The organism is Oceanobacillus picturae, from assembly GCF_000612865.1.
Taxonomy (GTDB): Bacteria; Bacillota; Bacilli; order Bacillales; family Amphibacillaceae; genus Oceanobacillus_B; species Oceanobacillus_B jordanicus.
Genome location: NZ_CCAX010000002.1, coordinates 296,579 through 320,964, shown reverse-complemented (window position 1 = coordinate 320,964; position 24,386 = coordinate 296,579). Strand labels below are relative to the sequence as shown.

Sequence of the window (24,386 nt, the reverse complement as noted above, 5' to 3'; positions counted from 1 at the left end):
TTGCCCTAGGAAGGGGCGTACTTAGTCGGCCTTCCTTAAAAAGTGCGCTTTTCGCTTTTGTTACTTAGTCGCGATTTCTACGTTTTTGGAAGTTTCCTTTACGGTTGTTTCTTCCACCTTGGTTGCGGCCACCGCCACCTTGGTTGCGTTTCCCGTAAAAACGCTTGTTATTCGAACGACGATCATTAGAATTCTGAGCTTTTTTGACACTGATAGGAGCGACGGATGAAATACGTACTGGTGTATCGCGTCTTTCCTTCGTCATAAGCTTCAGTGCTGCAGCGACAACAGAAATAGAATCATGTTCTTGTAACAACGTGTTAGCTGCTTCATGATATGTTTTCAAGTCTTTTTCTTCAATTGTCTTTAAGATGTTTTCAACAGTAACCTGTTGTTGACCCTTTTGAGCATCATGATTTGTCGGTGGAGTTAGACGTTTCATTTTGCTTTTCGTAACTTTTTCAATCAATTGCAGGTGTGACATCTCTCTCGGTGTAATGAAGGAGATAGCTTCACCTGTTCTACCGGCACGCCCTGTACGCCCAATCCTGTGAACATAGCTTTCAGGATCCTGTGGAATATCAAAGTTATATACATGGGTAACACCAGAGATATCTAGTCCACGAGCGGCTACATCTGTTGCAACAAGTACATCAACACGTCCACCTTTGAACTTGTTCAATACGGACATACGTTTACCTTGTGTTAAGTCACCATGGATTCCCTCAGCACGATAACCTCTTGCCTGTAATCCTTCTGTGATTTCGTCCACGCGTTTTTTTGTACGACTAAACACAATAGCTAACTCAGGTGCGTTGATATCTAAATGATTGTTTAGTGTATCGAACTTAAATTTCTCAGGTATTTCGATAAAGAATTGATCAATGTTCTCTACAGTCATTTCTTTAGCTTTTACTTTAACTTCTTTTGGATCGTTCATTAAGTTTGTTGCAATATCACGTATTTCTTTCGGCATTGTAGCTGAGAAAAGCAATGTTTGTCTTTCTTCAGGTATACCTTTCAAAATATCACGTATATCATCAATGAAGCCCATGTTAAGCATTTCATCTGCTTCATCCAAAATAGCAGTCTGTACCATATTAATACGGATTGTTTTTCTTCTCATATGGTCAAGCAGTCTACCTGGAGTCGCAACAACGATTTGCGGACCGTCTTTAAGCGCACGAATTTGTCTATCCATAGGAGACCCGCCATAAATAGCTAATGCGCGTACTTTTTTAAATTTACTAAGACGATTTAGTTCCTCTGCTACCTGGATAGCCAATTCACGCGTTGGCGCTACAACTAGGCCTTGGATTTTACGTTGTTTGGAATCAATTTTCTCGATCATTGGAATACCAAACGCTGCTGTTTTACCTGTACCAGTTTGGGCTTGTCCAATTACATCGTTCCCTTGCATTGCAAGTGGAATGGTCTCCGCCTGTATTGGAGTTGCTTCTTCAAAACCCATTTTTTCTAATGCTTTCATGATAGGACTGGAAATGCCTATTTCATTAAATGTTGTCACCTATTCCTCTACTCCTTTTTGTTTAAAAATTTATTCGTCAAAGAGGCCTTGGATTTTTCTTATACTTTAGTTTGAAAATAATCTACCCGTGTGTTTAAAACAGCAAACGTTCCATTCTCACTGCGACGGCTATATGAAGGAAATTTCTCACATTATATTTTAAATTCGATTTAAAAGTATCATTATTTTTATACTTTCCCTAAAGTACAAAAAAGGCATCACCAATTTCTGGTAAGAGGCCTCACTCGAAAACTCATGCAAATACAATCATAACACATTATTTATTATGATACTAATTTGCAGATGTGATTTTTTACAAGGTCCGTGGTAGAATAATTAGAACATAAAGAAAAGCTTGCCTTAAAAGTATTCTTAATAAGATAGGGAGGGTTAAGATGCGTCTTCCCCCATTCAATCCATATGCCGCCGTTGTAATCGGTGTCATTTCTGTTTCGACATCAGCTGTTTTGGTTAAATTGGCAGATCAAGCCCCCGCTGCAATTATTGCAAACTATCGCCTTTTGTTTGCCGTCTTAATTATGAGTCCTGTCGTTTTATTAAAGTACCGAGATGAATTTCGACTTGTCGAAAAGCGTGATTGGATCTTTTCCATACTGGCAGGCATCTTCCTCGCTCTCCATTTTATTTTGTGGTTTGAGTCGCTTAACTATACCTCTGTTGCAAGCTCAGTAGTGCTAGTGACGTTACAGCCCATATTTGCTTTTCTCGGGACCTATTTCTTTTTTAAAGAAAGATTTTCTCCAGGAGCGGTTATCAGTATGCTCATCGCCCTGCTTGGAAGTTTCATTATTAGCTGGGGTGATTTTCAAATAAGTGGCATGGCTTTGCTTGGCGATATTCTCGCATTATTAGGGGCTATCACGGTAACGGTATACTTTTTATTTGGGCAACGCGTGAGAAGAAACGTTTCCTTAATGACTTATACCTTTCTCGTTTATGGGGCTAGCTCCATAACACTGTTACTTTATAATCTCGCGGTTCAGAACCCCTTTTTCGGATACCCGGCCAACCACTGGGGGTTATTTCTTGCCTTGGCCATTGTACCGACCTTCTTCGGCCATACCCTATTTAATTGGGCATTAAAGTGGTTAAGCACCTCTACTATCTCAATGGGCATTGTGTTTGAGCCAGTGGGAGCTACTATTTTGGCCTATTTATTACTTAATGAAAAGGTGACAGGCTCCCAGTTACTAGGAGGGACTATTGTTATCTTTGGTTTATTTCTATTTATATTAAGTACGTCAAGGAAATCTTCTGTGACAATCGCACAAAAAGAGCGTAAATAACCTCTTATGTGAGTATAAATCATAGGAACCAACTGCTATAATTGCAGTACCTTACTTTTAAGAAACGGGTGATCTCATGAACGTTCAATTAATGACTGACGGGGGAGCGGATATTCCACAACGCCTCCATGACAACCTGGACCTAATCATTGTTCCCCTTTATTTACACTTTTCAGATGGACAATATAAAACGGGCACAGAATTGGATATTAATGATTTTTATAGAAAAATTAAGGAAGACCATGAGCTTCCACGCTCAGCCGCACCTAGTCCACATGACTTTTATGAGGCATATAAGCAAGTCGACCCAGAACAGCCCATATTAATGCTAAGCCTCTCCAAAGGTCTAAGCAGTACCTATGATAATGCAGTTGCTGGTAAAGATTTACTGCTCGAAGAAGAACCACAGCGAAAAATAGAAGTAATAAATACGAAGACTGCCTCCTGCGGTATCTCTTTACTATTACATGAAGCGAAAGTAAAGCTTAAGGAAGGCTATAGCTTTTCAGAGTTAACAAGTCATCTGGAAGAACGAGTAGAACAAACTACTACCCTATTTATATTAAAAACCTTAGATAATTTGGTGTTAGGTGGAAGGCTGGATAAAGTAAAAGGAACCATTGCTAAAACGCTTAATATAAAATTATTAATGAAAGCAAGTGAAGAAGGATCCATTGAAGTTTCAGAGAAAGTCCGTGGTGACAAAAAATCGATTCGTCGATTTATTGAGCAAATCGGGGAGTATACTAAAACGGTGGAGAACAAGGTTATTTCGATGACACATTGCAAAGCTGAAAGTCGCGCAAAGAGTGTGTTAGAGGATATTCGAAATGCTCATCCATTTCAAGATGCTTATTTGACAGAAGCTGGCCCACTTATTTCCACATATGGTGGTGAAGGAGCGTTGGTTATTTCCTTCTTTAAGGATAAATAAGATTGAAAATAATAAACGAGGCAGATGACTGTCTCGTTTTTCGTTGTTTTCTATTTGGTTAAAAACTGAAGTACCATACCATTCAGGGTCTCTCTATCGTCTCCTAGACAAATAAGGTGTCGGGAGCGTTCAAAAAACACTACCTCTTTCCTTTCTGAGGTGATTTCTTTATCTAGATAATAAGCGGTTTTATATGGAACCATCCCATCCATCTGACCTTGGGCAATTAGGACTTCGGATTCAACTTTTTTTAAGTAACCTCTGGTAAACTTAACTAATTTCAAGAACTCCAAGTTTGCTTTAAACGGAACCCGTCCTAATTTGTTACGGTAGTGGTTATATAACTTATTACTCCCCAACTTTCCTCTTACACCATCTGCGACAAATCCACCTGCATCCACGGCGATTTGCTTGAAAGACAAATATTTCCCTGCAGGGGCAAGTAGGACAAGCTTGTCTACTTTATACTTAGCAGCCAGGTAAGCAGAAATCATGCCACCCATTGAAAACCCGATGACGTAAATACGTTCGTACTTTTCCATTAATCCCTTTAGTGCTTCTTCTGCTGCGCTTATCCAGTTCTTGTGAGATTTTCCTTTTAAATCAAGTTGCCTTCCATGCCCTGGCAGTGTTGGCACTTCGATATGCCAATCGGTATGTTCATGCAAGTAATTTACTAATGGCTCTACTTCATAAGGTCCCCCAGTATATCCATGTATGACTAAACATCCTATCATAAAAATTCTCCTCTTTTTTCCGCATCTACCCTTCTTTTACCCTTAATAATACAAAGTATTACCGTTTTTTTTATAAAACGAATTTTAATAGTTCCTTCTGTTCATTTATTTTCCAACGATCAATTTAGAGGAAGGACATTTTTATACTGGCTACCTAAAAAGCTTCATTACACTTCCAAACTGTTTTACAATCGGGGATACTTGGTGATAAGTATTAGCAATTTGGCCAACTGTAGACAGTACTTTATCAAGGTCTAGTTGCGTTTCTCCTTTTTGGGGAAGCCCGTTTATATTGCTCCCTGTTGCTATGTTAGATGATTGCTGCGTGTTTACTGGATAATTTAGTTGCATATACTCCGGCCAGTTTACTGGTTGCTGCGGTTTCGAAAAAAAATCATACGGGGTTTGGAACTGGTTTGGTTGGTATGCTGCGTTAGTTGGTGGAATAGAATAGGATGGTTGTTGTGGTGGTTGGTATGATTGTTCATTTATTCCATTATTAAAGCTGGGATGATAGTAATTATTATACTGATCATAAGGCCGATGATACATCTTTACATACCTCCCTTTCATGTTGACTGGTATATATTATGCATCAGGATCAGCATCTGTGTTCAACAGATAGTTTTTATCCAGCACTCCTAACATGAGATTTAGCTTTTCTTCTTGGTATCCAAGTATTAAATTATTTTCGTCCCCGATAAACGTCGCAGGAGTGCCATAAATGCCATGCTTTTGCATCTCCTTCTTGTTTTCCGGGTGTTTTGTAACATTTTTCACCTCATAGGGAACATTCTTCTTATCCAAAAGGTTTAATACCCGCTCACAATCTTTATTATCTTCACTTATATAGACCCATACATTGTTTTTACTCATGATGATACCTCCGCAAGTATTTAAGTAATTCCTTTTTCCTATACCCGTTTCATTAAAATCGAAACCTCTTTGTAACATTAATGTAACATTCAGCGAATTAGGATGTCTTTTTTTGCGTTTATTATGCGAAAGAGGCCAAAAGGATACTGAGGTTCTAGGCTGTTTTTAGGATAAAAAACCCACCACTCCATTTAAAAGTGGCGGGTACTGATTACAATCGGCTTATTATAATACGTTGGCTACTTCCGTGTTGCCACTCACAACTTCATATACTTTTCCATTTGCTCCTTCTTTAGTTAACAGGTGTACAATTACGGCTGCAACATCTTCACGCGGAACCTCACCGAATTCTGTTCCACTTTCCTGAAGGTTCACTTTCCCTTCTCCAGGGTCGTCTGTTAATGCACCTGGCCTAACAATTGTATAATTAAGATTTGTGGATTTCAGATATTCATCTGCACGGTGTTTTGCGTACAGATAAAATTTCCCCTTGGAAGCTTCTTTTGGCTGATCAGCTCCCATGGAACTTAGAAGAACAAAGCGCTCTACACCGTTCTTCATTGCAAGATCTGCAGCTTCGATTGCTCCTTCCTGATCAATAATAATGGTTTTATCAGGACCTGTATTTGGCCCAGAACCTGCAGCAAAAATGACTGCATCTATTTTGTTAAAGGCTTTTTCAAAATTACTTTCCAGATCAGCTAAAACTGTTTCAACACCTATATCATTAAAGTATTCGATCTGTTCTTCTTTTCGTATCATAGCGACCGGTTCAAGCTCTTTTGTATTCTTTATATTTTTTACGATGTTTTTCCCTACATTACCATTTGCTCCGATAACTAATACACGCATTTATAATGCCTCCTTGTAAAGTCATGTAATGTATGTATCCTAAATAAAAAGAAGCAAAACATATATTAGGATGTTTTGCTTCGACTAATAATCTATTCCATCTCATTTTTCCCGAGCTTTTTTAAAATGTTAATTGCGAATACTTTTTCGTCTTCATCTAAGACAGACATAAGTTCTTTAATTTTGTCCCAATGGCCTGGGAAGATCCTACTTAATAATTCCGTACCCTTTTCTTCAATGACAGCAAACGTTACCCGTCTGTCAGCAGGATTAGGTTTTCGTTTTAAATATCCCTTCCTTTCTAATTTGTTTACAACATATGTAATACTTCCACTTGTTAAAAGAATTTTTTCGCCAATTTTTTGGAGAGGCTGCTCTCCTTTATGGTATAAAAGCTCTAGAACAGCAAAATCTGTTAGATTTAAACCCCTTGACTGAATATCTTTCTCTACCTGCTCCATTACTGACCGATAAGACTTTGCCAATACGACAAAGAGCTTTAAGGAAGGGTCTTGTTTCTTTTCATTTAATTGTTGTGATGTGTGCACCAATGATTCCCACTTTCTAATTTACCCATTATCATTTTCTTATTATATTGATCGGCTAAAATAGAAAGTTTTTTAAATAGTTTTTACTCCTTGGCCTGAATCATCTGGATATGCTTAGGGAGAACACGGATGGTGGCCGGCGTTTTCGTAGAGATTTCTCCATCCATATCTATCTCTTTTGCAGACCCTGTGCTAACCTTTATTTCATTTGCCTGGAAATGTGTTAATTCTTGTAGTGCTTCCTTATTTAATTCGGCGTTGTTCATAGAAAGAAGCTCCCTAAAGGACGCAAGGCTGGAGTTTTTAATAATAAGGACATCCAAAAGGCCATCAGTAGGGTCAATCGTTAAAATGGGAAGTTGGCGCGTTCCTATAAAAGTGCCGTTGAGTACGAGAATCCCGACTGCCTCTCCTTCATAAACTTCCCCTTCCACTTTAATTTTGTACGTAAATTGTTCCGATTTACTAACTGTTTTAAGCGTACTCATAAAATAACTGAGAACCCCTAGTGACTTTTTCTGTTGTTCATCAATATTTTTGGACGTCTCTGCAACCATCCCAATTCCCCAAAAGTTTAAGAAATATGTATCATCTGATTGGGCTACATCCATATCTACAACCGTTCCATCTACTATAGCTTCCGCGGCACTTGCTAAATTTTGCGGTAATTGAAGCATTCTACTAAAGTCATTAGATGTTCCACCAGGCAACACAGCAACGATTGGTCTATTAGGAAGTGGGGCAAGGGCATTAATACAGCAATGTAACGTACCATCCCCTCCTAAAATAATGAGTAAATCAACTTGATCAGAATATGTTTTGCATGTTTCTGTAACTTCTTCTATAGAGGCTGTTTGCAAGACGATGAGCTCTTTAATACCTCGCGAGAGAATGGGAAGTGTATCTCTAAGCTTTTGTTCTATATCTCCTTTGCCCGCATTTCCATTATATAGTAACAATGCCTTGTTGAATCTCGGCATGACGATCAACTCCTCTTGTACGTTATTGTATTTATTTCCTTCTTCAAGTCAAAAGAAACCTCATCTTTGTCGCAATATAGAAAACTAGTGTTTTATTATCTATTACTATTCTACAATTACTTTGTAAAAATTACGTAAAATTATAAAAATAGTCTAGCATTTTCGACCTATTTGGTATTTAATATAATAGTAAGATATATTAAGAAATAACAGGAGGGTCAAGATGAAAAAACTTTATAGTCTATTACTTGTGCTGGCACTTGCACTATTCTTAGCAGCATGCGGAAGCTCTGATGATTCAGACTCAAGCAATGCGGAAGGTGATAACAGCAGCGAGAGTAGCGAAGACAGCAACGAGAGCAGTGGGGATACCCCAGATACACTTGTAATGGGATTTGTTCCTTCACAGGATTCTGACACAATCGCTGATACTGTAGAACCTCTAGCAGATCGTTTAGGTGAAGAATTGGGAATTGAAGTAAAAGGACAAGTAATGACGAACTACAATGCACTAGTTGAAGCAATGGGTGCAAACCAAGTACAAATCGGTTTTATCCCTGCTTTTGGATATGTTCTTGCAAATGAGCAATATGATGTTGAAGTAATCTTAAAATCTATTAGATACGGTTCTGGTACATATAAAGCACAATATCTTGTTAGATCAGATTCTGGTATAGAGTCACTTGCTGATCTTGAAGGAAAAGTTTGGGCATACGGTGATAAGAGTTCTACATCTGGCTACTTATTCCCAGCAAGCCAGTTAATGAAAGAATTTGATTACGCTTCAGCTCCAGAACTTGAAAGTGGATTCTTCAGCGGTACAGTACAATCAGGTGGCCATGATAACTCAGCCCTTGCTGTATATAATGGCGAGGCAGACGTAGCGACAACATTTGATGATGTGCGTACAGAGCTTGAAGAAGAATATCCTGATGTGATGGATAAGTTGACTGTTCTTGATTACACAGATGAAATTCCGAACGATACCATTTCTGTAACGAAAAATTTAGATGATGAGCTTGTTCAAAAAATTAAAGAAGCTTTTATGTCATTTAACGATGATGAAGAAATGATTAAAATTATGAACGATGTCTACAATTGGGATGCGATTGATGAAGCTTCAGACGAAGAATATGAAGTAGTTAAAGAAACATACCAGGAATTCAAAGATAATATCGAGCTTTAAAAGTTAATAAACATAACTGAATTGGAAAAGGGGGAGCTTAATCTCTCCCTTTTTTCCTAGTTTTCAGAAAAACTAAAGCTGTAATGGAGGAAGTACATATAATGATTCAATTTAAGGATGTCGGCCTTGTTTACCCTAACGGTACAGAAGGACTAAAAAATGTTAATGTAACCATTAATGATGGAGAATTTGTCGTTATAGTAGGCTTATCAGGTGCTGGTAAGTCAACCTTTATCCGTAGTATTAACCGTCTTGTCACCCCAACTAAAGGCTCGCTATTAGTTGATGATGAAGATATTCTATCCTACCGAAGTGGAGAATTGCGTAAACTGCGTACAAAAGTAGGCATGATCTTTCAAAACTATAATCTAGTAAAACGTAGTAATGTGTTAAAAAATGTACTTGCAGGACGTCTTGGACATACAGGAACATTGCGTTCAATTCTAAACCTTTATAAAAAAGAAGATGTTGGACTTGCCTACGAGAGTCTACAGCGGGTGAATATTTCAGAGAAAATTTACAATCGCGCTGACGAACTAAGTGGTGGTCAACAGCAGCGCGTCAGTATAGCTCGTGTACTCACACAAAAACCAGGCTATATACTAGCAGATGAACCTGTGGCTTCTTTGGATCCACCAACATCGCATCAGGTAATGTCCTATTTAAAAAAGATTAACAAAGAGGATAACATCACAACTATCGTAAACCTTCATTTCATCGATATGGCAATGGAATATGCAGACCGCATTATTGGAATGCGTGCAGGCGAAGTAGTATTTGATGGACCAGTTTCTGAAGTGAATGAAAAGACCTTTGAAGAAATTTATGGCCGTTCGATACGTGAGGATGACTTGCGTGGGGGGGCGGATGAATCGTGACCAACCAATCAAAGGATGTAGTGAAAGGTAAAACACCTTCATTGTATCCTGTTAAGACAAAAGCACAAGTTTCCATTATTTTCATCGTAATTTTGGGCTTTTACTTTTTCAGTATGTTTTGGACGCAGCGTGAAATGGTTGGCGGTTTTGGAGACTCACTTGGCAATATGTTTACAGTTATAGGGAAGTTTTTCCCACCTAATTTAAGTGTTATCCCCGCTATTTGGGAACCAATGGCACAAACGATCCAAATGGCAATCGTCGCGACAACTTGTGCTGCGATTTTAACCGTTCCTTTAGCCCTTATGTCTGCCCAAAACATTACTACATTTAAACCACTATATTATGCAACAAGAACGTTGATGAATATTTTACGTACGATACCTGATCTCGTCTTAGCAGTAATTTTCGTTGGATTGTTTGGTATTGGAGTATTACCTGGGATTTTAGCACTTTTCATTTTCTCATTAGGTATTTTGGCTAAGCTTATTAGTGAGACAATTGAATCTGTCGATATGAATCCATTAGAAGCAATGCGGGCTTCAGGAGGTAACGTCTTACAAGTTATTTTCTTTGGACTGGTTCCACAGGTGCTTCCGCAATTCACATCATTTGTGCTTTATGTTTTTGAAATAAACATACGTGCCTCTGTCGTTCTTGGACTTGTAGGAGCGGGAGGTATCGGACTAGTTCTCGATCAGCAGCTCGGTTTCTATAACTATCAAAACGCGATGGCCATTATTATTTTGATTTTCGTTGTGGTTATTGTCATTGAATATATCAGCAACAAGCTAAGGGAGGCATTAATTTAATGGAAACTTATACACTACCTCCAAAGCCGGAAAGATCCCTGTTTAAAAAAATTAAAACCATCCTTATAGCGGCGATTATTGTGGCAATCTACGTATGGACCTTTCTTGGGATTGACATTGATTGGGCAAGAGCAATAGCTCGAATTCAAGACAATTTTGCACGTGTTATTCCAAACCTATTTAGTCCGGATTGGTCGGCAACAGCTGAAGTTTCCTTAAGCATACTGGAAACTGTTTTAATTGCGTTTGCCGGTTCTTTAATGGCTGCAATCCTTGCTATACCATTGGGCTTCTTAGCTGCACATAACATGACAAGAAGCCGAATTCTTACCACGATAGGAAAATGGATCTTGTCAGCAGTACGTGCTTTTCCTGACATTATTCTAGCTATTCTGTTTGTAGTAGCCGTAGGACCCAACGCATTTGCTGGGGTTTTAGCTATCGCAATTGGTTCAACAGGTATGCTCGGTAAGCTCTACTCAGAAGTCATTGAATCAATTGATATGAAAGTTGTCGAAGCAATGGAAGCGAACGGAGCGAATAAGATTCAAATACTTTTCTATGCGGTCATTCCACAGATCATACCGGAATTCCTTTCCTATGCGATTTACCGTTTTGAAGTTGACATCCGCGCCTCTTCCATCCTCGGTATCGTAGGTGCTGGCGGTATTGGTACAATGATTATTTTCGCCGCGAATAACCGTAATTGGAATGAAATGGGTCTAATTCTTCTCGCTATAATTATTGTTGTTACAATCATCGACTTTATATCTGCCCGTATACGTCGTAAAATCGTATAATAAAGGGTGATACGTATGTCATGTCCCGCAGGTATAGCCTGTGGGACTTTCCTTATGTCTCACAGGAAACTAATCACTAGGAGCCATGACTCTATGTAGAAAGGATGCACCACTTTGAAAAAACACGAAGAAGCTTCACTCACACTATTATATACAAGTGACGTGCATGGAAATGCCATGCCAATCTCATACGCTACTAATGAGTATTCTGACAGCGGGTTAGCTAAGTATGCCACTGCTGTTAAACAGGTACGAAAGGAAAAAGACTATGTTCTCGTGCTTGATAATGGCGATTTAATCCAGGGAACACCATTTATGACCCATTATGTTAAACAGCATAGACATACTGAAAATCCAATGATCACGATTATGAACCAAATCGGAATTGATGGCGCAGTAATTGGAAATCACGAGTTCAATTTTGGCAGTGATGTATTATCTGATGCTGTGGAACAATCTCAATTCCCTTGGCTCTCAGCTAATATCATCGATACCGTCACAAATAAGCCGAAATATGGCCCTGCCTATATCATGAAAACATTACCGAACGGCATTAAAGTTGCTATTACCGGTGTAACTACTCATTACATCCCGAACTGGGAATCACCAGAGCATATAGAGGGACTGTATTTTGCAGATGCCTATGAAACGTTAAAAAAATGGACAACTTATATTCGTCAAACAGAAGAGCCAGATATCCTTATCGCTTCCTATCATGGAGGATTTGAACGTGATCTGGAGACCGGACATGAAACAGAAGCCCTTACAGGGGAAAACCAAGGATATAGAATGTGTGACATAGAGGGAATTGATGTCCTGCTGACTGGTCATCAGCACCGAAAGCTTACTGGAAAAGTTAATGATGTTCTTGTAATCCAGCCAGGTAATAATGGCACTTTATATGGAGAAATAAACCTTTCCTTGTCTAACGCATCAGGAAAGTGGATAATCAAAGAAAAAGAAGCCCACCTTCGTGATCTCACCTCTGTCCCTGCTGATAACGAGGCTTTACAAGCAATAGAGGCTTTGGAAGCTTCGACTCAAAATTGGCTAGATGAACCAATTGGTTTTATTAAAGGTGATATGACAATTCATGATCCATTTCAAGTGCGAATTTCCAAGCACCCCTTCATTGAATTCATACAAAAGGTACAAATGGAGGAAAGCGGGGTTGATATCTCTGTTACTTCATTACTTAATAATACATCTAAAGGCTTTTCATCTTCTGTCACAATGCGGGATGTCGTATCTAACTATATGTATCCAAATACGCTTGTAGTGCTTAAGCTTACAGGAGAAGACATAAAGAAGGCCTTAGAAAAGAGTGCAGAGTATTTCACGCTAATTGATGGAGATATTGCTGTTAACCCTGCGTTTGAAACTCCTAAGCCACAACATTATAACTATGATATGTGGGAAGGTATCCAGTACTCTATCTCAGTAAATGAGCCTGTAGGAAATAGAGTTAAAGACATCTCCTATCATGGCAAACCAATAGCTTATGACGAAAGCTACCATGTCGTACTTAATAACTATCGAGCCACTGGCGGGGGTAATTATGATATGTTTAAAGAAAAGCCTGTGGTAAAAGAAATCCAAAAAGATGCTGTGGAAATTATTCGTTCTTATTTTGAACGACACAAAACCGTAAAAGCTACCGCTACCCCTAATTTTGTAGTGAAAGCGAAGTAATTATAATGCAGAAAGCAAAAGAGGCTGGGACATAAGAAAATTAAACAAGAAAAAACTGATATTCAAACGGAGTATTGCAGAAAACGTTCGAATATATCCGGATAACCCCTGATTTTTCGATATTTGAATCACGCTTTAGCGAAGGAAAAATGCGGAGACTCCAGTGGGAACAGCACGAGTCCGAAGGCCCCGCAAGAAGCGATTTTTGCTTCTGAGGAGACTAAGGCCGTGCCCACGGAAAGCGGAGTATTTTCCAGAGCGGTAATTAAGTAGTTAGTTTATTATTGTTCGTGTTTTAAAAAGGCTGGGACGTTATGTCCCAGCCTTTTTCACCTTTCATATTAGTCATCATCATCTTCTGTATCTATATCCATTTCAAGAATTTCACCTGTTACAGCATCAATGTCGAAATCTGCTTCCTTTTTATCTTTAACTAGCTCTAATTCATATACAGCTCTTCCATCATCTTCATCAAGTTCTACTTCGCGAACTTCACCATCAAATTCCTTTTTAGCAATGTCTGTAGCTTTCTTTTCGCTAATTAAGTCATCTGTCTTAGCCACTGTATTTTCTTTCTCATTGTCATCAAAATCATCATCTGCGTCTATCACTTCTGACTTTTCTTTTAATACCTCTCCAGTATCTGCATCGAGCTTAAGATCGGTTTCCGTATCCCCATCCCTCACTTCAACCTCATATACTTTCTTTGTTCCCTCTTTATCAAGCTCGAGTTCTGTAATAGTTCCCGGATATTGTTCCGACACCATTTGTTGAATACTATCTGTGTTTAACTTCGTATCTTTAGCGTCTGCACTTGAATGGTAAACGCCGAACCCCAAGACCGTTGCACCTACCATTGAACCGATTATTAAACCTAATTTTTTATTCATCATCTTTATTCCTCCTTTTTGTTAATACTTATATAATAGCCGCCCCCAATGAAAAGACAGTGTGGATAACATTAGAATTTGATGAGAAAAAATCAAAAGCGAAAAGCACACGTTTTTTAGGAAGGCCGACTAAGTACGCCCCGTCCTGGGGTCTAAAAAAGCCATTAAAAAAAGCTGCCACTCAGCAGCTTTTCACAAATTAGTCATCATCGACTTCGATATTTTGATAGAGGATCTCCCCTGTAAAAGCATCTATCTCTAATTCCGCTTCTTCGTTTCCATTAATAATTTTGATTTCATAAAGATACCTACCATCATCTTCATCCAATTCAGCCTCATCAATTTTTCCCGGGAAACGCTCTAATGCAATCTCCTTCGCTTTACTCATACTGACGGTCACGTCCTCTTCCGTATGCTTCGTATCTCCGTCTTCATCGTCTTCTTGGCCTTTTTCACTGCCAATGTCGTCTTCCGTGTTTGCATTACCAGTTTCTTTCTCTGTATCTGTACTTTTATTTGCGTCTGTATTAGTTTCTATACGCTTTTCCGTCAACTCTAGTCCTTTTACTTCGCCTGTGTTGGCATCAACTTTAATTATATATTTATTTCCCTCATGATCTACAACAGCTTCATAAAAGCCTTCCTTTTCATTCAGCTGCGGTTCACTCACTTTTCCAGGATATTGGGCCGTAATCACCTGCGTTATGTCTTTCTTTGAGTAGTCAGGGCTTGCAGAACTGGCAAAGAAATGAAAAATCCCAAACCCAATCAGCACTAGCACAACAAGCCCAACTGTCATCATAACAGTCTTTTTTTTCATCGGACTCTCCTCCCAACTACTTTGAAGTGTAATAGCTCATACTTTGAAAAATTGGTGAGTTAGATTAGAATTCACTGAGAAAGTGGCAGGGTAAGTAAAAAACTTGTCCCTTCCCCTACTTTACTACTAACCGTGAGTTCTCCATGATGAGCCTCCGTGATGGATTTTGCTATTGCCAGGCCTAGTCCTGTTCCACCAGTATCTCTGCTCCTCGCCTTATCTACCCGGTAAAAGCGATCAAATATCCGGTTTTGATCCTTCTGGCTTATTCCTTTTCCGTAATCCTTTACTGTAAGCTCGATTACCGTATCTCTACCTGATAACTCTACTTCAACCTCTCCTTGACTATACTTCAAAGCGTTATCTATTAATATATAAACAACCTGTTGTAGTTGATCAGGTAGTCCCTGAACAATACATTCATCACTTTCCCGTTTGAATTGGATTTCTCGATCATAAGCTTTTTGAAAGGTTAGGACAGTCTGTTCCACAAGCGGAGTTAGATTCACGCTTTCTTTCTCCCTGTCCTGCTTATTTTTAGCTAATGAAAGCATCTGCTCCACTAGCTTTTGCATTCGATCTGCCTCAGAATCAATTGCTTCTAATGATTCCTTAACAAGCTCCTGATCTCCGGTTCCCCTCCGCTTTAATAATTGGGCATAGCTTTTCACAATCGAAATTGGAGTTTTTAATTCGTGCGAAGCATCCGAGACAAAGACTTCCTGTTTTTCATAGGATTCTTTTAGGAAATCAATCATTTCGTTAAAGGTCATTTCCATTTCGTATAATTCATCCTTTGAACGAGATTCCACATTTATTTTTTTCCATGATGTTTGTTGCATATTCTCGCGCATTGCATAAATTAGTGCCTTGATCGGTTTCAATAAAAACCTGCTGAGTACGTTTCCAGCAATAATTATAGGGATAAGCATAATAATTGAAGCTGCCATTAAAACAAAAAATAGTGTTTGCATTGTCTCTTCCAGAGGGGCTAACTGACTAGAAACCTCTATTGTAACGACCTCATTTGCATGGCTTCCATTACTCCAAATGATGGGCTTTGAAATCACTGCGACGTCTGGGGCATCTTCAGGTGATACGATTTCCTGTTTCTCCGCCTCCGTAAAAACAGGGTCACGAAAGGTATAGGTATCATTTAACTCGGTAAGAAATGGCGTCCCCTGTTGATCAATAACTCGTATCATCCCATTCTGAGGTAAATATGCTTTCATAAATTCATTGGTTGCAGTAGCTGGATCATTGTTTACCGCCTCTATAATGGTGGAGGTTTGTTCAGCTAATTGTTCTAGTTGGCTGTCTGTGGAAATCTTATAGAAAAGGAAATAGATCGCTGTGTTAACAAGTAAAACAAGAAGAAGGATGAAAATACTGGAAAACAATTGGATTTTAGTCCGAAGCTTCATTTGGAACGATCCTTCACTGTATAGCCAACGCCCCGAACTGTCTGGATATAAGCCTCATCATAACCTTTATCTATTTTTTGTCTAAGGTAACGAATATAAACATCGACTACATTTGTATCTCCATAGTAATCAAACCCCCATACTTGCTCGATAAGTTGCTCTCTTGTTAACACGATGTTTTTATTTTTCAGAAGACAAACAAGTAAGTCAAATTCTCGGGGTGTTAAATCAATACTCATTCCCTGCCGCTTCACTTCTCTGCTCCCCATATTCACAGTTAGATCGCCGACTTTAAGTAACTCTCCGCTATTGTTTTGGCTTAATGTGGTTCGTAAATGTACTCGGATACGGGCAAGCAATTCCTCAATCTGGAAGGGTTTTGTAATGTAATCATTTGCACCGATATCAAGACCGCTAACTTTATCATGCACTTCATCTCTAGCTGTTAACAGAATAATCGGCATCGTCTCTCCTGACTTCCGCACTTTTCGTAATACTTCTAACCCGCTCAGTTTTGGCAGCATGATATCAAGTAAGACCAAGTCCCATCGCTCTTCCTCAATCTTTTCTAACGCTTCCTTGCCGTCCGTAGCAATTCCTGTTTCATAGTCTTCATACTCCAGCTCTAGCTGGAGCACTCTGCTTAGCTTTTGTTCATCTTCTACAATTAAGATTTTAGGCTGTATCATTGCTTTCACCAGCTTTCAAGTTGGAATGTCTATATTCTAGAAAAAGGGCTGTTATATCCTCTGTTTATTTTGTCTTAGCGTAAATACATGTATTCCGTAGTTCTTCGCCATCCACCGCTTTATCCTCACTTTTTAATATTCCTTCCAACTGAAAGTGAAGTCTCTCTGGAACAGCACTACTCTGCTTATTTAGTTCATCACAGCGTATTTCTATACGATTAGCTTGTAGCTCCTGAAAGGCAAATTCCGTAAGGCCACTTACCGCCTCTGTCATATATCCATTGCCGCAATACCTCGTGTCTAACCAGTAACCTATTTCAAACTTCCGAATATCCCAGTTCGGACGATGGAAGCCAGTTGATCCAATTAACGTATTGGTGTCCTTTAAAAAGATGTGCATCCGCATGTCTTCACGTTTGAGGAAATTAATATGCGCCTCTCTAACATTAATTTCTGTTTCCTCTAAAGTCTGCTCCCCCTGAGCAAACGGTAACCATTTTTTTAGCTCAGGTTTGCTTGCTTGGATTGCTTCAAAAACGCTCTGCCCATCCCCTGGCTGAGGTATTCTGATTAGGAGTCTTTCTGTCGTTATTTCCTGTGGAAAATCAATAAGCAATGGATGTTTATTCAAGAAGTCCCTCTCCCTTACAAATGAAGTTTTTTCTATTATACTAGATTTATGAAAATTAGAAACATATAAAAGGAGGAGCTTCCTTGTTAGCCATCGACCATATTGTCATTACAGCCCATGATCCAAAGAATGCCGCAGAGATTTTTGGAGAAAAACACGGGATAACCGTAGTAAAAGGAGGAGAACACGAACAGTGGGGAACACATAATTATCTCAGCTATTTTGCTAATAACTGCTATATCGAATGGATCGGTTTATTTGATAAGCAACTCGCCTCTCAATCTAACAACCCACTTATCAAGCAGGTAGTTAAAGCATTGGAGGAAAACGAGGAAAAACCAATCCAGTATGCATTACGTACCGAAGATATGGCACAATTTGAAGCGAATTTTAGAAAGAATGCGATCCCCTATCATGGCCCAGTTGCTGCAGGAAGAACGAGGCCAGATGGAACGGCGCTTTCTTGGGAAATGCTCTTCCCTGAGCCTGCTGCCAAACTCCCCTTTTTAATCGAATGGGAGAGTACAAATATACCAGCTGATAAGACATTAGTTAATGAACAGGAGCTTACTCAATTGGAAATTCCATCCCCTTATCAAACAGATGTAGAGAAAGCATTACATCTACCAATATTCAATCATCAGTACCAGGCAAAAAACGGGAAAATTCTATTTCACAGTGAGAAAGAAATCCAGTTTACTTTAAAATAATACTTTAAGGAAGAAAAAACGACCCAGCAGTATAAACTGCGGGTCGTTTCGTTTTAGCCTAACCTAATTGCTGATGCAAAAACTCCGTAACAGACTCTGGTGATTTTGTATAAGCACTATGCTGATGGGCCTTTTTTTCTCCGTTTTGGAAAATAAGAATACTCGGAATACCCATTACTTCATATTGTTGGGCAATACCTTTTATTTCATCACTGTTAACTTGATACCACTTATAATTATTGAACTCCTCCATCACGTCTCCGATGAACATGTCCATTCGTTTGCAATCTGGGCACCAATCTGCAAAAAACTTTACAATGACTGGTTCTTCACTTTGAATGATTTCATTAAATTGTTCTTCTGTTGCCAGATGCTCCATTATATTTCACTCCTTCATAATACATACTCTCAGTATAACGTGTTTTAAGATACTTGTCCTATTGTGTGCTTTCGTCTTTGTACTCCACTCTTCCAAGTATATAAGCTGCAAAAAGACCAGCTGCAAATGTCACGACACTTAGGAGAAATAAAGGCGTTGTGGCAGGTACTCCTGGAAATACTACAAAGATCGAACCTATAACAAGCCCGATAATCAATGCAAAGGTACCTGTCCGAAAATGAGTAAGAAAGTAATTAATAATTTTACTCATAAACACTAGGCCAATAACAATTCCCAAACCTGTTACCGCGATAATATCGAAATGGAGATTGCTAATTGCTCCAATAACTGTTGGATAGACACCTAATATAAGGAGCATAAAGGAACCACTAATTCCCGGCAAAATCATCGCACTGCTTGCGATAAAACCAGAAAAGAACAATAAAATATACGTTTTTGTATCCATAGTAGTAATGACTGCTGCCTCTCCGGCATTAAGGAAAACCATAGACCCAACTACAACCACACCCACTAGCAGCAGTAAGATGTGGTTGCCTTTAAACTTCTGTTTTGCTTCCGCCTTATGAAACAAATAAGGCAGAATCCCAATTATTAATCCTAGGAAAAAGAACTGTGTTGGCCCTGGATAATGTTCAAACAACCACTCTATTAATTTTGCTAACAGTAAGATCGCAGCTGCTACACCTATCCCCAGCGGTATTAAAAAGCCAAGCTGCTTTTTCCAGTCTTTACTCATCAAGCCATTAATTGCAGCAATTAATCTGTCATAAATACCAAGTAGAACGGCTATCGTTCCCCCACTTACCCCTGGGATCACATCACTTGCTCCCATCATCATGCCTCGATATATGTTTTTCCACTCCATTTTTAAATCTCCCTTTTGCGTTTCAATTTTCTACATAAAATCATCATATCAAATAAGACTTGCAATTTATAGAAAAAGTTTTATACTTAAGATAAGCTACTTTGTTAAACAAGGTAGCTATTATTTCAACCTCTATATTGTTATACAAGGTAGGTGGTAAATTGTCATTACGCAGTCAATTATTAAAAGGTATTCTAGAAGGTTGTATTCTTTCCATCATAAACATACAGCCAGCCTATGGCTATGAGCTATCTGTTAAGCTCCAGCAATTTGGCCTGTCTGATGTAAGTGAGGGCTCTATCTATCCAATACTGCTTCGTTTACAAAAAGAAAAGCTCATCATTGGCGAAATGCGGGCATCGGAATCTGGTCCCAAGCGAAAGTACTATAAGCTTACAGAAAAAGGACAGGAAGCATTACAATTATTTACGCATCATTGGACATTAATTAAGGGTCCTGTCGACAATATTATCGAGCAAGGGGGAAAAACAGATGGAAGCAACTGAAATTATTGAGCTAAACAATGAAAAACGCACCAGACTAACAGAGCATAATTTAAAGTATTATGAAGACATGCTCCTTTATATCCGTTTGAACGGCAATAAATCTGAACAGCAAACAGAAGAAGTCTTATTGGAAATGCTTGAGCATCTCTTACAAGCACAAGAGGAAGGAAAAACAGCTGAAGAAGTGTTTGGTGATGATCCTAAGGCGTATTGCAAAGAGGTTGTAGAAGAAATTCCAACGGAGAATCGGAAGAATCAGGCATCTTTAATCATGATGGTCATCCTGCAATTTCTTGGCTTTTTTGCTGGCTCTTATGGAATTTTAGGTACTGCGCTCAATTATTTCTTTGATATTGGTAGTGCGCTAACGACTTTCTCCATCGGATCTGGACTTGTAATATTGGGTATTGACCTGCTACTGCTCGGGGCTTTTATTTTGGCAATTTTAAAGTGGATTAAGCAATCTACCTTCTCCAAAAAGGAGACAAAAAATTGGGTGGAATTTTTACAGGTATGGGCTATTAGCACTGCTTTTATCGGTCTCATTGTCGTCATCCATTTTTTCATGCCATCATTTGGTAAGGAAATTAGCATCCCAACATACTATTTAGCCATTTTGGGTGTGATATTCTATGTTTTCTCTTTTCTTATGAGAAGAAAACAAAACTTTTAAACGAGCTCGTACAAAGTAAAAACCGATCGGTTAGGCAGCTCCCCTGAAGTTGCACTGGTAGCTAACTTCAGGGGTGGTCTCCTCCAAACCCGCCCGTATTTTTTACAGACATAAGCCCCCTCAAACGTATAATGTAGCGTTCAGAGGGGGCCGTCTCGTTTTTATTCTTCAATAAACTGCAATTCTGGCATCCATTGTGAAAGATGGGCTTTTATAGCTTCATAAGCATTCGAAGCCCCTGCAAGCTCCTTATTAGTTAAATCGAACATCGGCAATACTTGGTAATCCTTAAAATCGGTATAGCTCATAAATGTTGGTAAGAATGCTGGTTCTTCCACTGTGACTTGAGCCTCATCAACCTGACTGGTTTTCCTTATAGAAAACTGTAGCATTCCTCCAATTCGCTGGTAATATTCCTGCTGAGAGGATAAGAAGTTCCCCAGCGAATAGGCAACCAAAGTTCGCTTTCCATTCTCCCCCGTTAGCCATTCTACTGGCTGTAATACATGGGGGTGGTGGCCAATGATGACATCTGCACCAAGGTCTGCAGTGTACTGTGCTAATTCCTTTTGTTCCTCGTTTGGCATACGTTCATTTTCTGTACCAAAATGAAGACTTACTATAACAGCGTCTGCCCTTTCCTTTGCTACTGCTATATCTTCCGCAATCTTCTCCCTATCTATCCTGTTAACAAGATAATCCTTGCCCGCTGGCGTGGGTATACCATTTGTCCCATAAGTATAAGAAAGGTAAGCAAGGGAAATGCCTTCTTCGGTTTCCTGCACGCGAATATGCTTTTGATCTTCTTCATCTTTATAAGCACCGGTGTACATCATATCGATCGTTTCCCAATGCGCTATTGCTCGCTGAATTGCTTCTTCTCCACGATCCAGTGTATGATTATTGGCAAGCGTTACGGCATCGACACCAACCGCCTTTAATGCATCGCCAACCTCAAACGGACTGTTAAATTGCGGGTATGTGGACAGGCCAAGTGCTTCCCCACCGATCATCGTTTCCTGGTTTGCAATGGTTACTGTAGGAGCTTGTAAATATTGCTTTACTTGGTGAAGCATCGGTGTAAAATCATAACCGTCTTCCGTCTTTGCATCCCGATATACCGGTGCATGGATCAGCATATCCCCAATTGCTGCTACCGTAATACTTGTCTCCATTTTTATATTTTGCTTTTTTTGAATAGCAGAATTATAAGCTACATGATCTTCTGCTGTTTGAACCGACTCTATATTCTGCCCAGCACAACTGACTAGGACTAATAACATCAAAAGCATGGCAGGAACAATGCTTATTACTTTATACTTCATTTATTCACCTCTATTAAAATTAAATCCCTCCTTTACTAGTATACTATTTTTCTAATCTGCTGTACGGAAATCTAGCATTTTTTAGCGTATTTTGTAACATTAAGTAACTTGTTAATGGGTGGCTTGAAAAGTTGGCTTGCTGTGTTATTGACGATGAATGTACCTGTTCTAGTTTACCTTTAGCAGGATTAGTTTGTTCATTTTCTCGACGCCCTGTTAGGCTTTATGGTAGCCTCTCAATAATCGTAGCATTCGCCATCCCCATACCTTCACAAACAGCCAGCAATCCGTACCTTCCTTCCACTCGTTCCAGCTCATGCATTAAGGAGACTAATAGTTTTGTTCCTGTAGCTCCTAATGGGTGGCCAAGCGCAATTGCCCCACCATTCACATTCAATTTTCCAGGATCTGCTCCCGTTTCCTCCAACCAGGCAAGTGGCACCGATGCAAAGGCCTCATTTACTTCGTAACGATCCATGTCCTTGATGGTTAGTCCCGCCCGCTTTAGTACTTTATCTGTAGCAGCGATCGGCCCTGTCAGCATAAAGGTAGGGTCAGATCCAACAACGGTGCGGGCAATAATACGTGCTTTAGCTTTGACTCCAAGTTCCTTTGCCTTATCAGCGGACATCAACAAGACAGCGCTTGCCCCATCGCTCATTTGGCTAGCATTCCCGGCAGTTATTTTTCCATTATCCTTGAATACTGGTTTAAGCTTAGCTAACGCTTCTCTTGTTGAATCAGCTCGAGGGCCTTCATCTATTTTAAATTTATTTATATCCCCATTATTTCCTGCTACTTCAACAGGTAAAATTTCCTTATTAAAATATCCTGACTCCATTGCGTTTAAAGCGTTTTCATGACTTTGTAAAGAAAAGGAATCCAGTTGTTCTCTTGTGAAGTTCCAATGGTCAGCAATTTTTTCTGCAGATATCCCCTGGTTCACAATGTCATAGTTAGCAGTCAGACTACTACTAGGCTTTGTTTCTCCAATATTAGAAAACATTGGCGCTCGTGACATACTCTCTACACCACCAGCAATCACAACTTCCATGTCACCTGAGGCAATCGCTTGTGAAGCAAAGTGCACAGCCTGCTGACTTGAACCACATTGTCTATCAATCGTAACACCAGGTACATGGATAGGAAATCCTGCCATCAAAGCAGCGGTACGGGCTATATTTCCTCCTTGCTCTTTGACCTGTGTGACACAACCTAAAATAACATCCTCTATTAAATCCTTGCTAAGGTTTGCTCTAGAAGTCACTTCACTTAATACAGCTGCTGCCAATTCATCGGATCTCACTTGGGCAAGTGTGCCATTTCTTCTTCCTACAGCAGTTCGGCACCCTGACACGATAACAACCTCTCTCATTCCTTTCCCTCCAATCCTTTATACGATTATTATATCTTCCTTGCTCGAACTATGAAAGCCAATTTTCAAAACCATCTGAAATATCGTGTAAGGCTAATTGGTAATTTTTGAATCTAGCTAAAACAGCACGTATACTTAACCTAGAACAAAGAAAGGATGATCTTTTGTGGGACAGGTGATTAAAGGAAAAATAGCTTATATTACAGGTGCAGGTAGCGGTATCGGAAGGGCTACAGCACTCGAATTGGCAAGTGAGGGAGTCCATGTTGGTTTAATTGCACGGACAAAGAGTAAACTGCAAGAAGTAGCAGAAAAGGCTCAACTACATGGTGTAAAAACAAGTATCGCTGTTGCTGATATTTCAAACCAGGAAGAAGTGGATCTAGCTATTTCTAAGCTTCAAAGAGAGCTTGGCACAGCTGACATACTCCTTAACAATGCAGGGATTGGGGCCCATGGGAACATCCTGGAAATGGACCCGGAAACCTGGAAACACACTTTTGAAGTCAATGTCTTTGGGACCTATCATGTTACACGAGCGGTGTTACCAGACATGATAGAAAAAAATCAAGGAGACATTATCACCATTTCATCAAGTAATGGCTTAAAGGCAACAGCTGGTTCTACTTCCTATAGTGCTTCTAAATTTGCTATCCAAGGGATGACAGAGGCTTTAATGCAAGAGGTAAGGCGACATAATATTCGCGTCTTTACTTTAAATCCAAGTCTGGTCGCAACAGAACTTGCCTTTGGTGAAAAACTGGATGAACAAAACAAGGAAAAATATATGCAGCCAGAAGATCTAGCGGAATACATGGTGTCCCAGTTGAAATTACATCCTCGTATATTCATCAAACAATCCTTACAATGGGCGACCAACCCATTTTAAAACAGAGAAGCAGTGGAGAGTTCTTTTCAAAGCATTTGGATCTAATGATGAGCGCAATG

Annotated in this window: 27 protein-coding genes; 11 read left to right on the top strand and 16 right to left on the bottom strand. The window is 39.4% G+C overall.

Annotation, left to right across the window (positions count from 1 at the left end):
* Positions 1-64: 64 nt before the first annotated feature.
* Positions 65-1,528, bottom strand: coding sequence for a DEAD/DEAH box helicase (locus BN988_RS12680; RefSeq protein ID WP_036577157.1), 1,464 nt, complete (start codon positions 1,526-1,528; stop codon positions 65-67).
* A 395-nt stretch (positions 1,529-1,923) separates the two neighbouring features.
* On the opposite strand from BN988_RS12680, the gene BN988_RS12675 reads away from it, so the two are divergent.
* Entirely contained in the window at positions 1,924-2,835 is a 912-nt protein-coding gene (locus tag BN988_RS12675; protein ID WP_036577156.1) for a DMT family transporter, read from the top strand.
* 76 nt (positions 2,836-2,911) lie between these two features.
* Positions 2,912-3,769: a DegV family protein gene (locus BN988_RS12670; RefSeq protein ID WP_036577155.1), complete on the top strand. Its 858-nt coding sequence runs from the start codon at positions 2,912-2,914 to the stop codon at positions 3,767-3,769.
* Between the two features lie 50 nt (positions 3,770-3,819).
* Here the strand turns inward: BN988_RS12670 and BN988_RS12665 are convergent, their stop codons facing one another.
* From BN988_RS12665 to BN988_RS12640, 6 genes are all read right to left on the bottom strand, one after another.
* The gene (locus tag BN988_RS12665) at positions 3,820-4,506 is read right to left on the bottom strand and encodes an alpha/beta hydrolase (protein WP_036577154.1); all 687 of its coding nucleotides are present in this window, start codon (positions 4,504-4,506) and stop codon (positions 3,820-3,822) included.
* Between the two features lie 150 nt (positions 4,507-4,656).
* Positions 4,657-5,058: a YppG family protein gene (locus BN988_RS18410; protein WP_051557934.1), complete on the bottom strand. Its 402-nt coding sequence runs from the start codon at positions 5,056-5,058 to the stop codon at positions 4,657-4,659.
* A 36-nt stretch (positions 5,059-5,094) separates the two neighbouring features.
* Complete coding sequence (locus BN988_RS12655) at positions 5,095-5,382, bottom strand: glutaredoxin family protein (protein WP_036577153.1); 288 nt, start codon at positions 5,380-5,382, stop codon at positions 5,095-5,097.
* A 225-nt stretch (positions 5,383-5,607) separates the two neighbouring features.
* Positions 5,608-6,234 (bottom strand): SDR family oxidoreductase, encoded by a 627-nt coding sequence (locus tag BN988_RS12650; protein WP_036577152.1) that lies wholly within the window; start codon positions 6,232-6,234, stop codon positions 5,608-5,610.
* 92 nt (positions 6,235-6,326) lie between these two features.
* A complete protein-coding gene (locus BN988_RS12645) occupies positions 6,327-6,782 on the bottom strand; it encodes a MarR family winged helix-turn-helix transcriptional regulator (RefSeq protein ID WP_036577522.1) in 456 nt (151 codons plus the stop codon).
* An 83-nt stretch (positions 6,783-6,865) separates the two neighbouring features.
* Entirely contained in the window at positions 6,866-7,762 is an 897-nt protein-coding gene (locus BN988_RS12640; protein ID WP_036577151.1) for a diacylglycerol/lipid kinase family protein, read from the bottom strand.
* A 223-nt stretch (positions 7,763-7,985) separates the two neighbouring features.
* On the opposite strand from BN988_RS12640, the gene BN988_RS12635 reads away from it, so the two are divergent.
* From BN988_RS12635 to BN988_RS12615, 5 genes are all read left to right on the top strand, one after another.
* Positions 7,986-8,948 (top strand): phosphate/phosphite/phosphonate ABC transporter substrate-binding protein, encoded by a 963-nt coding sequence (locus BN988_RS12635; RefSeq protein WP_036577150.1) that lies wholly within the window; start codon positions 7,986-7,988, stop codon positions 8,946-8,948.
* Positions 8,949-9,049: 101 nt separating this feature from the next.
* Positions 9,050-9,826, top strand: coding sequence for a phosphonate ABC transporter ATP-binding protein (gene phnC, locus BN988_RS12630; RefSeq protein ID WP_036577149.1), 777 nt, complete (start codon positions 9,050-9,052; stop codon positions 9,824-9,826).
* A complete protein-coding gene (gene phnE / locus BN988_RS12625) occupies positions 9,823-10,638 on the top strand; it encodes a phosphonate ABC transporter, permease protein PhnE (RefSeq protein WP_036577148.1) in 816 nt (271 codons plus the stop codon). The genes phnC and phnE (BN988_RS12625) overlap by 4 nt, the downstream gene beginning before the upstream one ends.
* Positions 10,638-11,438: a phosphonate ABC transporter, permease protein PhnE gene (phnE, locus tag BN988_RS12620; RefSeq protein WP_036577147.1), complete on the top strand. Its 801-nt coding sequence runs from the start codon at positions 10,638-10,640 to the stop codon at positions 11,436-11,438. The genes phnE (BN988_RS12625) and phnE (BN988_RS12620) overlap by 1 nt, the downstream gene beginning before the upstream one ends.
* A gap of 114 nt (positions 11,439-11,552) precedes the next feature.
* On the top strand, positions 11,553-13,130 hold the full coding sequence (locus BN988_RS12615; RefSeq protein ID WP_036577146.1) for a bifunctional metallophosphatase/5'-nucleotidase: 1,578 nt from the start codon (positions 11,553-11,555) through the stop codon (positions 13,128-13,130).
* A 341-nt stretch (positions 13,131-13,471) separates the two neighbouring features.
* Here the strand turns inward: BN988_RS12615 and BN988_RS12610 are convergent, their stop codons facing one another.
* The 5 genes from BN988_RS12610 to BN988_RS12590 form a co-directional block, all read right to left on the bottom strand.
* Positions 13,472-14,023, bottom strand: coding sequence for a PepSY domain-containing protein (locus BN988_RS12610; protein ID WP_081779445.1), 552 nt, complete (start codon positions 14,021-14,023; stop codon positions 13,472-13,474).
* Positions 14,024-14,219: 196 nt separating this feature from the next.
* Positions 14,220-14,840, bottom strand: a complete 621-nt coding sequence (locus BN988_RS18405) for a PepSY domain-containing protein (protein ID WP_051557932.1) — start codon at positions 14,838-14,840, stop codon at positions 14,220-14,222.
* A 71-nt stretch (positions 14,841-14,911) separates the two neighbouring features.
* The gene (locus tag BN988_RS12600; RefSeq protein ID WP_036577145.1) at positions 14,912-16,264 is read right to left on the bottom strand and encodes a HAMP domain-containing histidine kinase; all 1,353 of its coding nucleotides are present in this window, start codon (positions 16,262-16,264) and stop codon (positions 14,912-14,914) included.
* Positions 16,261-16,953, bottom strand: coding sequence for a response regulator transcription factor (locus tag BN988_RS12595; RefSeq protein ID WP_036577144.1), 693 nt, complete (start codon positions 16,951-16,953; stop codon positions 16,261-16,263). The genes BN988_RS12600 and BN988_RS12595 overlap by 4 nt, the downstream gene beginning before the upstream one ends.
* 64 nt (positions 16,954-17,017) lie before the next feature.
* Complete coding sequence (locus BN988_RS12590; RefSeq protein WP_036577143.1) at positions 17,018-17,584, bottom strand: GNAT family N-acetyltransferase; 567 nt, start codon at positions 17,582-17,584, stop codon at positions 17,018-17,020.
* A gap of 83 nt (positions 17,585-17,667) precedes the next feature.
* Here BN988_RS12590 and BN988_RS12585 point away from each other — a divergent pair, with 83 nt between their 5' ends.
* Complete coding sequence (locus BN988_RS12585) at positions 17,668-18,294, top strand: VOC family protein (RefSeq protein ID WP_051557929.1); 627 nt, start codon at positions 17,668-17,670, stop codon at positions 18,292-18,294.
* 58 nt (positions 18,295-18,352) lie between these two features.
* Here BN988_RS12585 and BN988_RS12580 read toward each other — a convergent pair whose 3' ends face one another.
* Together BN988_RS12580 and BN988_RS12575 are read right to left on the bottom strand one after the other, a co-directional pair.
* Complete coding sequence (locus tag BN988_RS12580) at positions 18,353-18,673, bottom strand: thioredoxin family protein (protein WP_036577142.1); 321 nt, start codon at positions 18,671-18,673, stop codon at positions 18,353-18,355.
* Positions 18,674-18,731: 58 nt separating this feature from the next.
* A complete protein-coding gene (locus BN988_RS12575) occupies positions 18,732-19,559 on the bottom strand; it encodes a DUF368 domain-containing protein (protein ID WP_036577141.1) in 828 nt (275 codons plus the stop codon).
* A 161-nt stretch (positions 19,560-19,720) separates the two neighbouring features.
* Between BN988_RS12575 and BN988_RS12570 the strand changes: the two genes are divergently transcribed.
* Both BN988_RS12570 and BN988_RS12565 read left to right on the top strand, forming a co-directional pair.
* Positions 19,721-20,065, top strand: coding sequence for a PadR family transcriptional regulator (locus tag BN988_RS12570; RefSeq protein ID WP_036577140.1), 345 nt, complete (start codon positions 19,721-19,723; stop codon positions 20,063-20,065).
* The gene (locus BN988_RS12565; RefSeq protein WP_036577139.1) at positions 20,052-20,738 is read left to right on the top strand and encodes a DUF1129 family protein; all 687 of its coding nucleotides are present in this window, start codon (positions 20,052-20,054) and stop codon (positions 20,736-20,738) included. The genes BN988_RS12570 and BN988_RS12565 overlap by 14 nt, the downstream gene beginning before the upstream one ends.
* A gap of 161 nt (positions 20,739-20,899) precedes the next feature.
* On the opposite strand, the gene BN988_RS12560 is transcribed toward BN988_RS12565, so the two are convergent.
* On the bottom strand, positions 20,900-22,063 hold the full coding sequence (locus tag BN988_RS12560; protein WP_036577138.1) for a CapA family protein: 1,164 nt from the start codon (positions 22,061-22,063) through the stop codon (positions 20,900-20,902).
* A 223-nt stretch (positions 22,064-22,286) separates the two neighbouring features.
* The gene (locus BN988_RS12555) at positions 22,287-23,438 is read right to left on the bottom strand and encodes a thiolase family protein (RefSeq protein ID WP_036577137.1); all 1,152 of its coding nucleotides are present in this window, start codon (positions 23,436-23,438) and stop codon (positions 22,287-22,289) included.
* Between the two features lie 166 nt (positions 23,439-23,604).
* On the opposite strand from BN988_RS12555, the gene BN988_RS12550 reads away from it, so the two are divergent.
* On the top strand, positions 23,605-24,327 hold the full coding sequence (locus tag BN988_RS12550) for a 3-ketoacyl-ACP reductase (RefSeq protein ID WP_036577136.1): 723 nt from the start codon (positions 23,605-23,607) through the stop codon (positions 24,325-24,327).
* Positions 24,328-24,386: the final 59 nt, after the last annotated feature.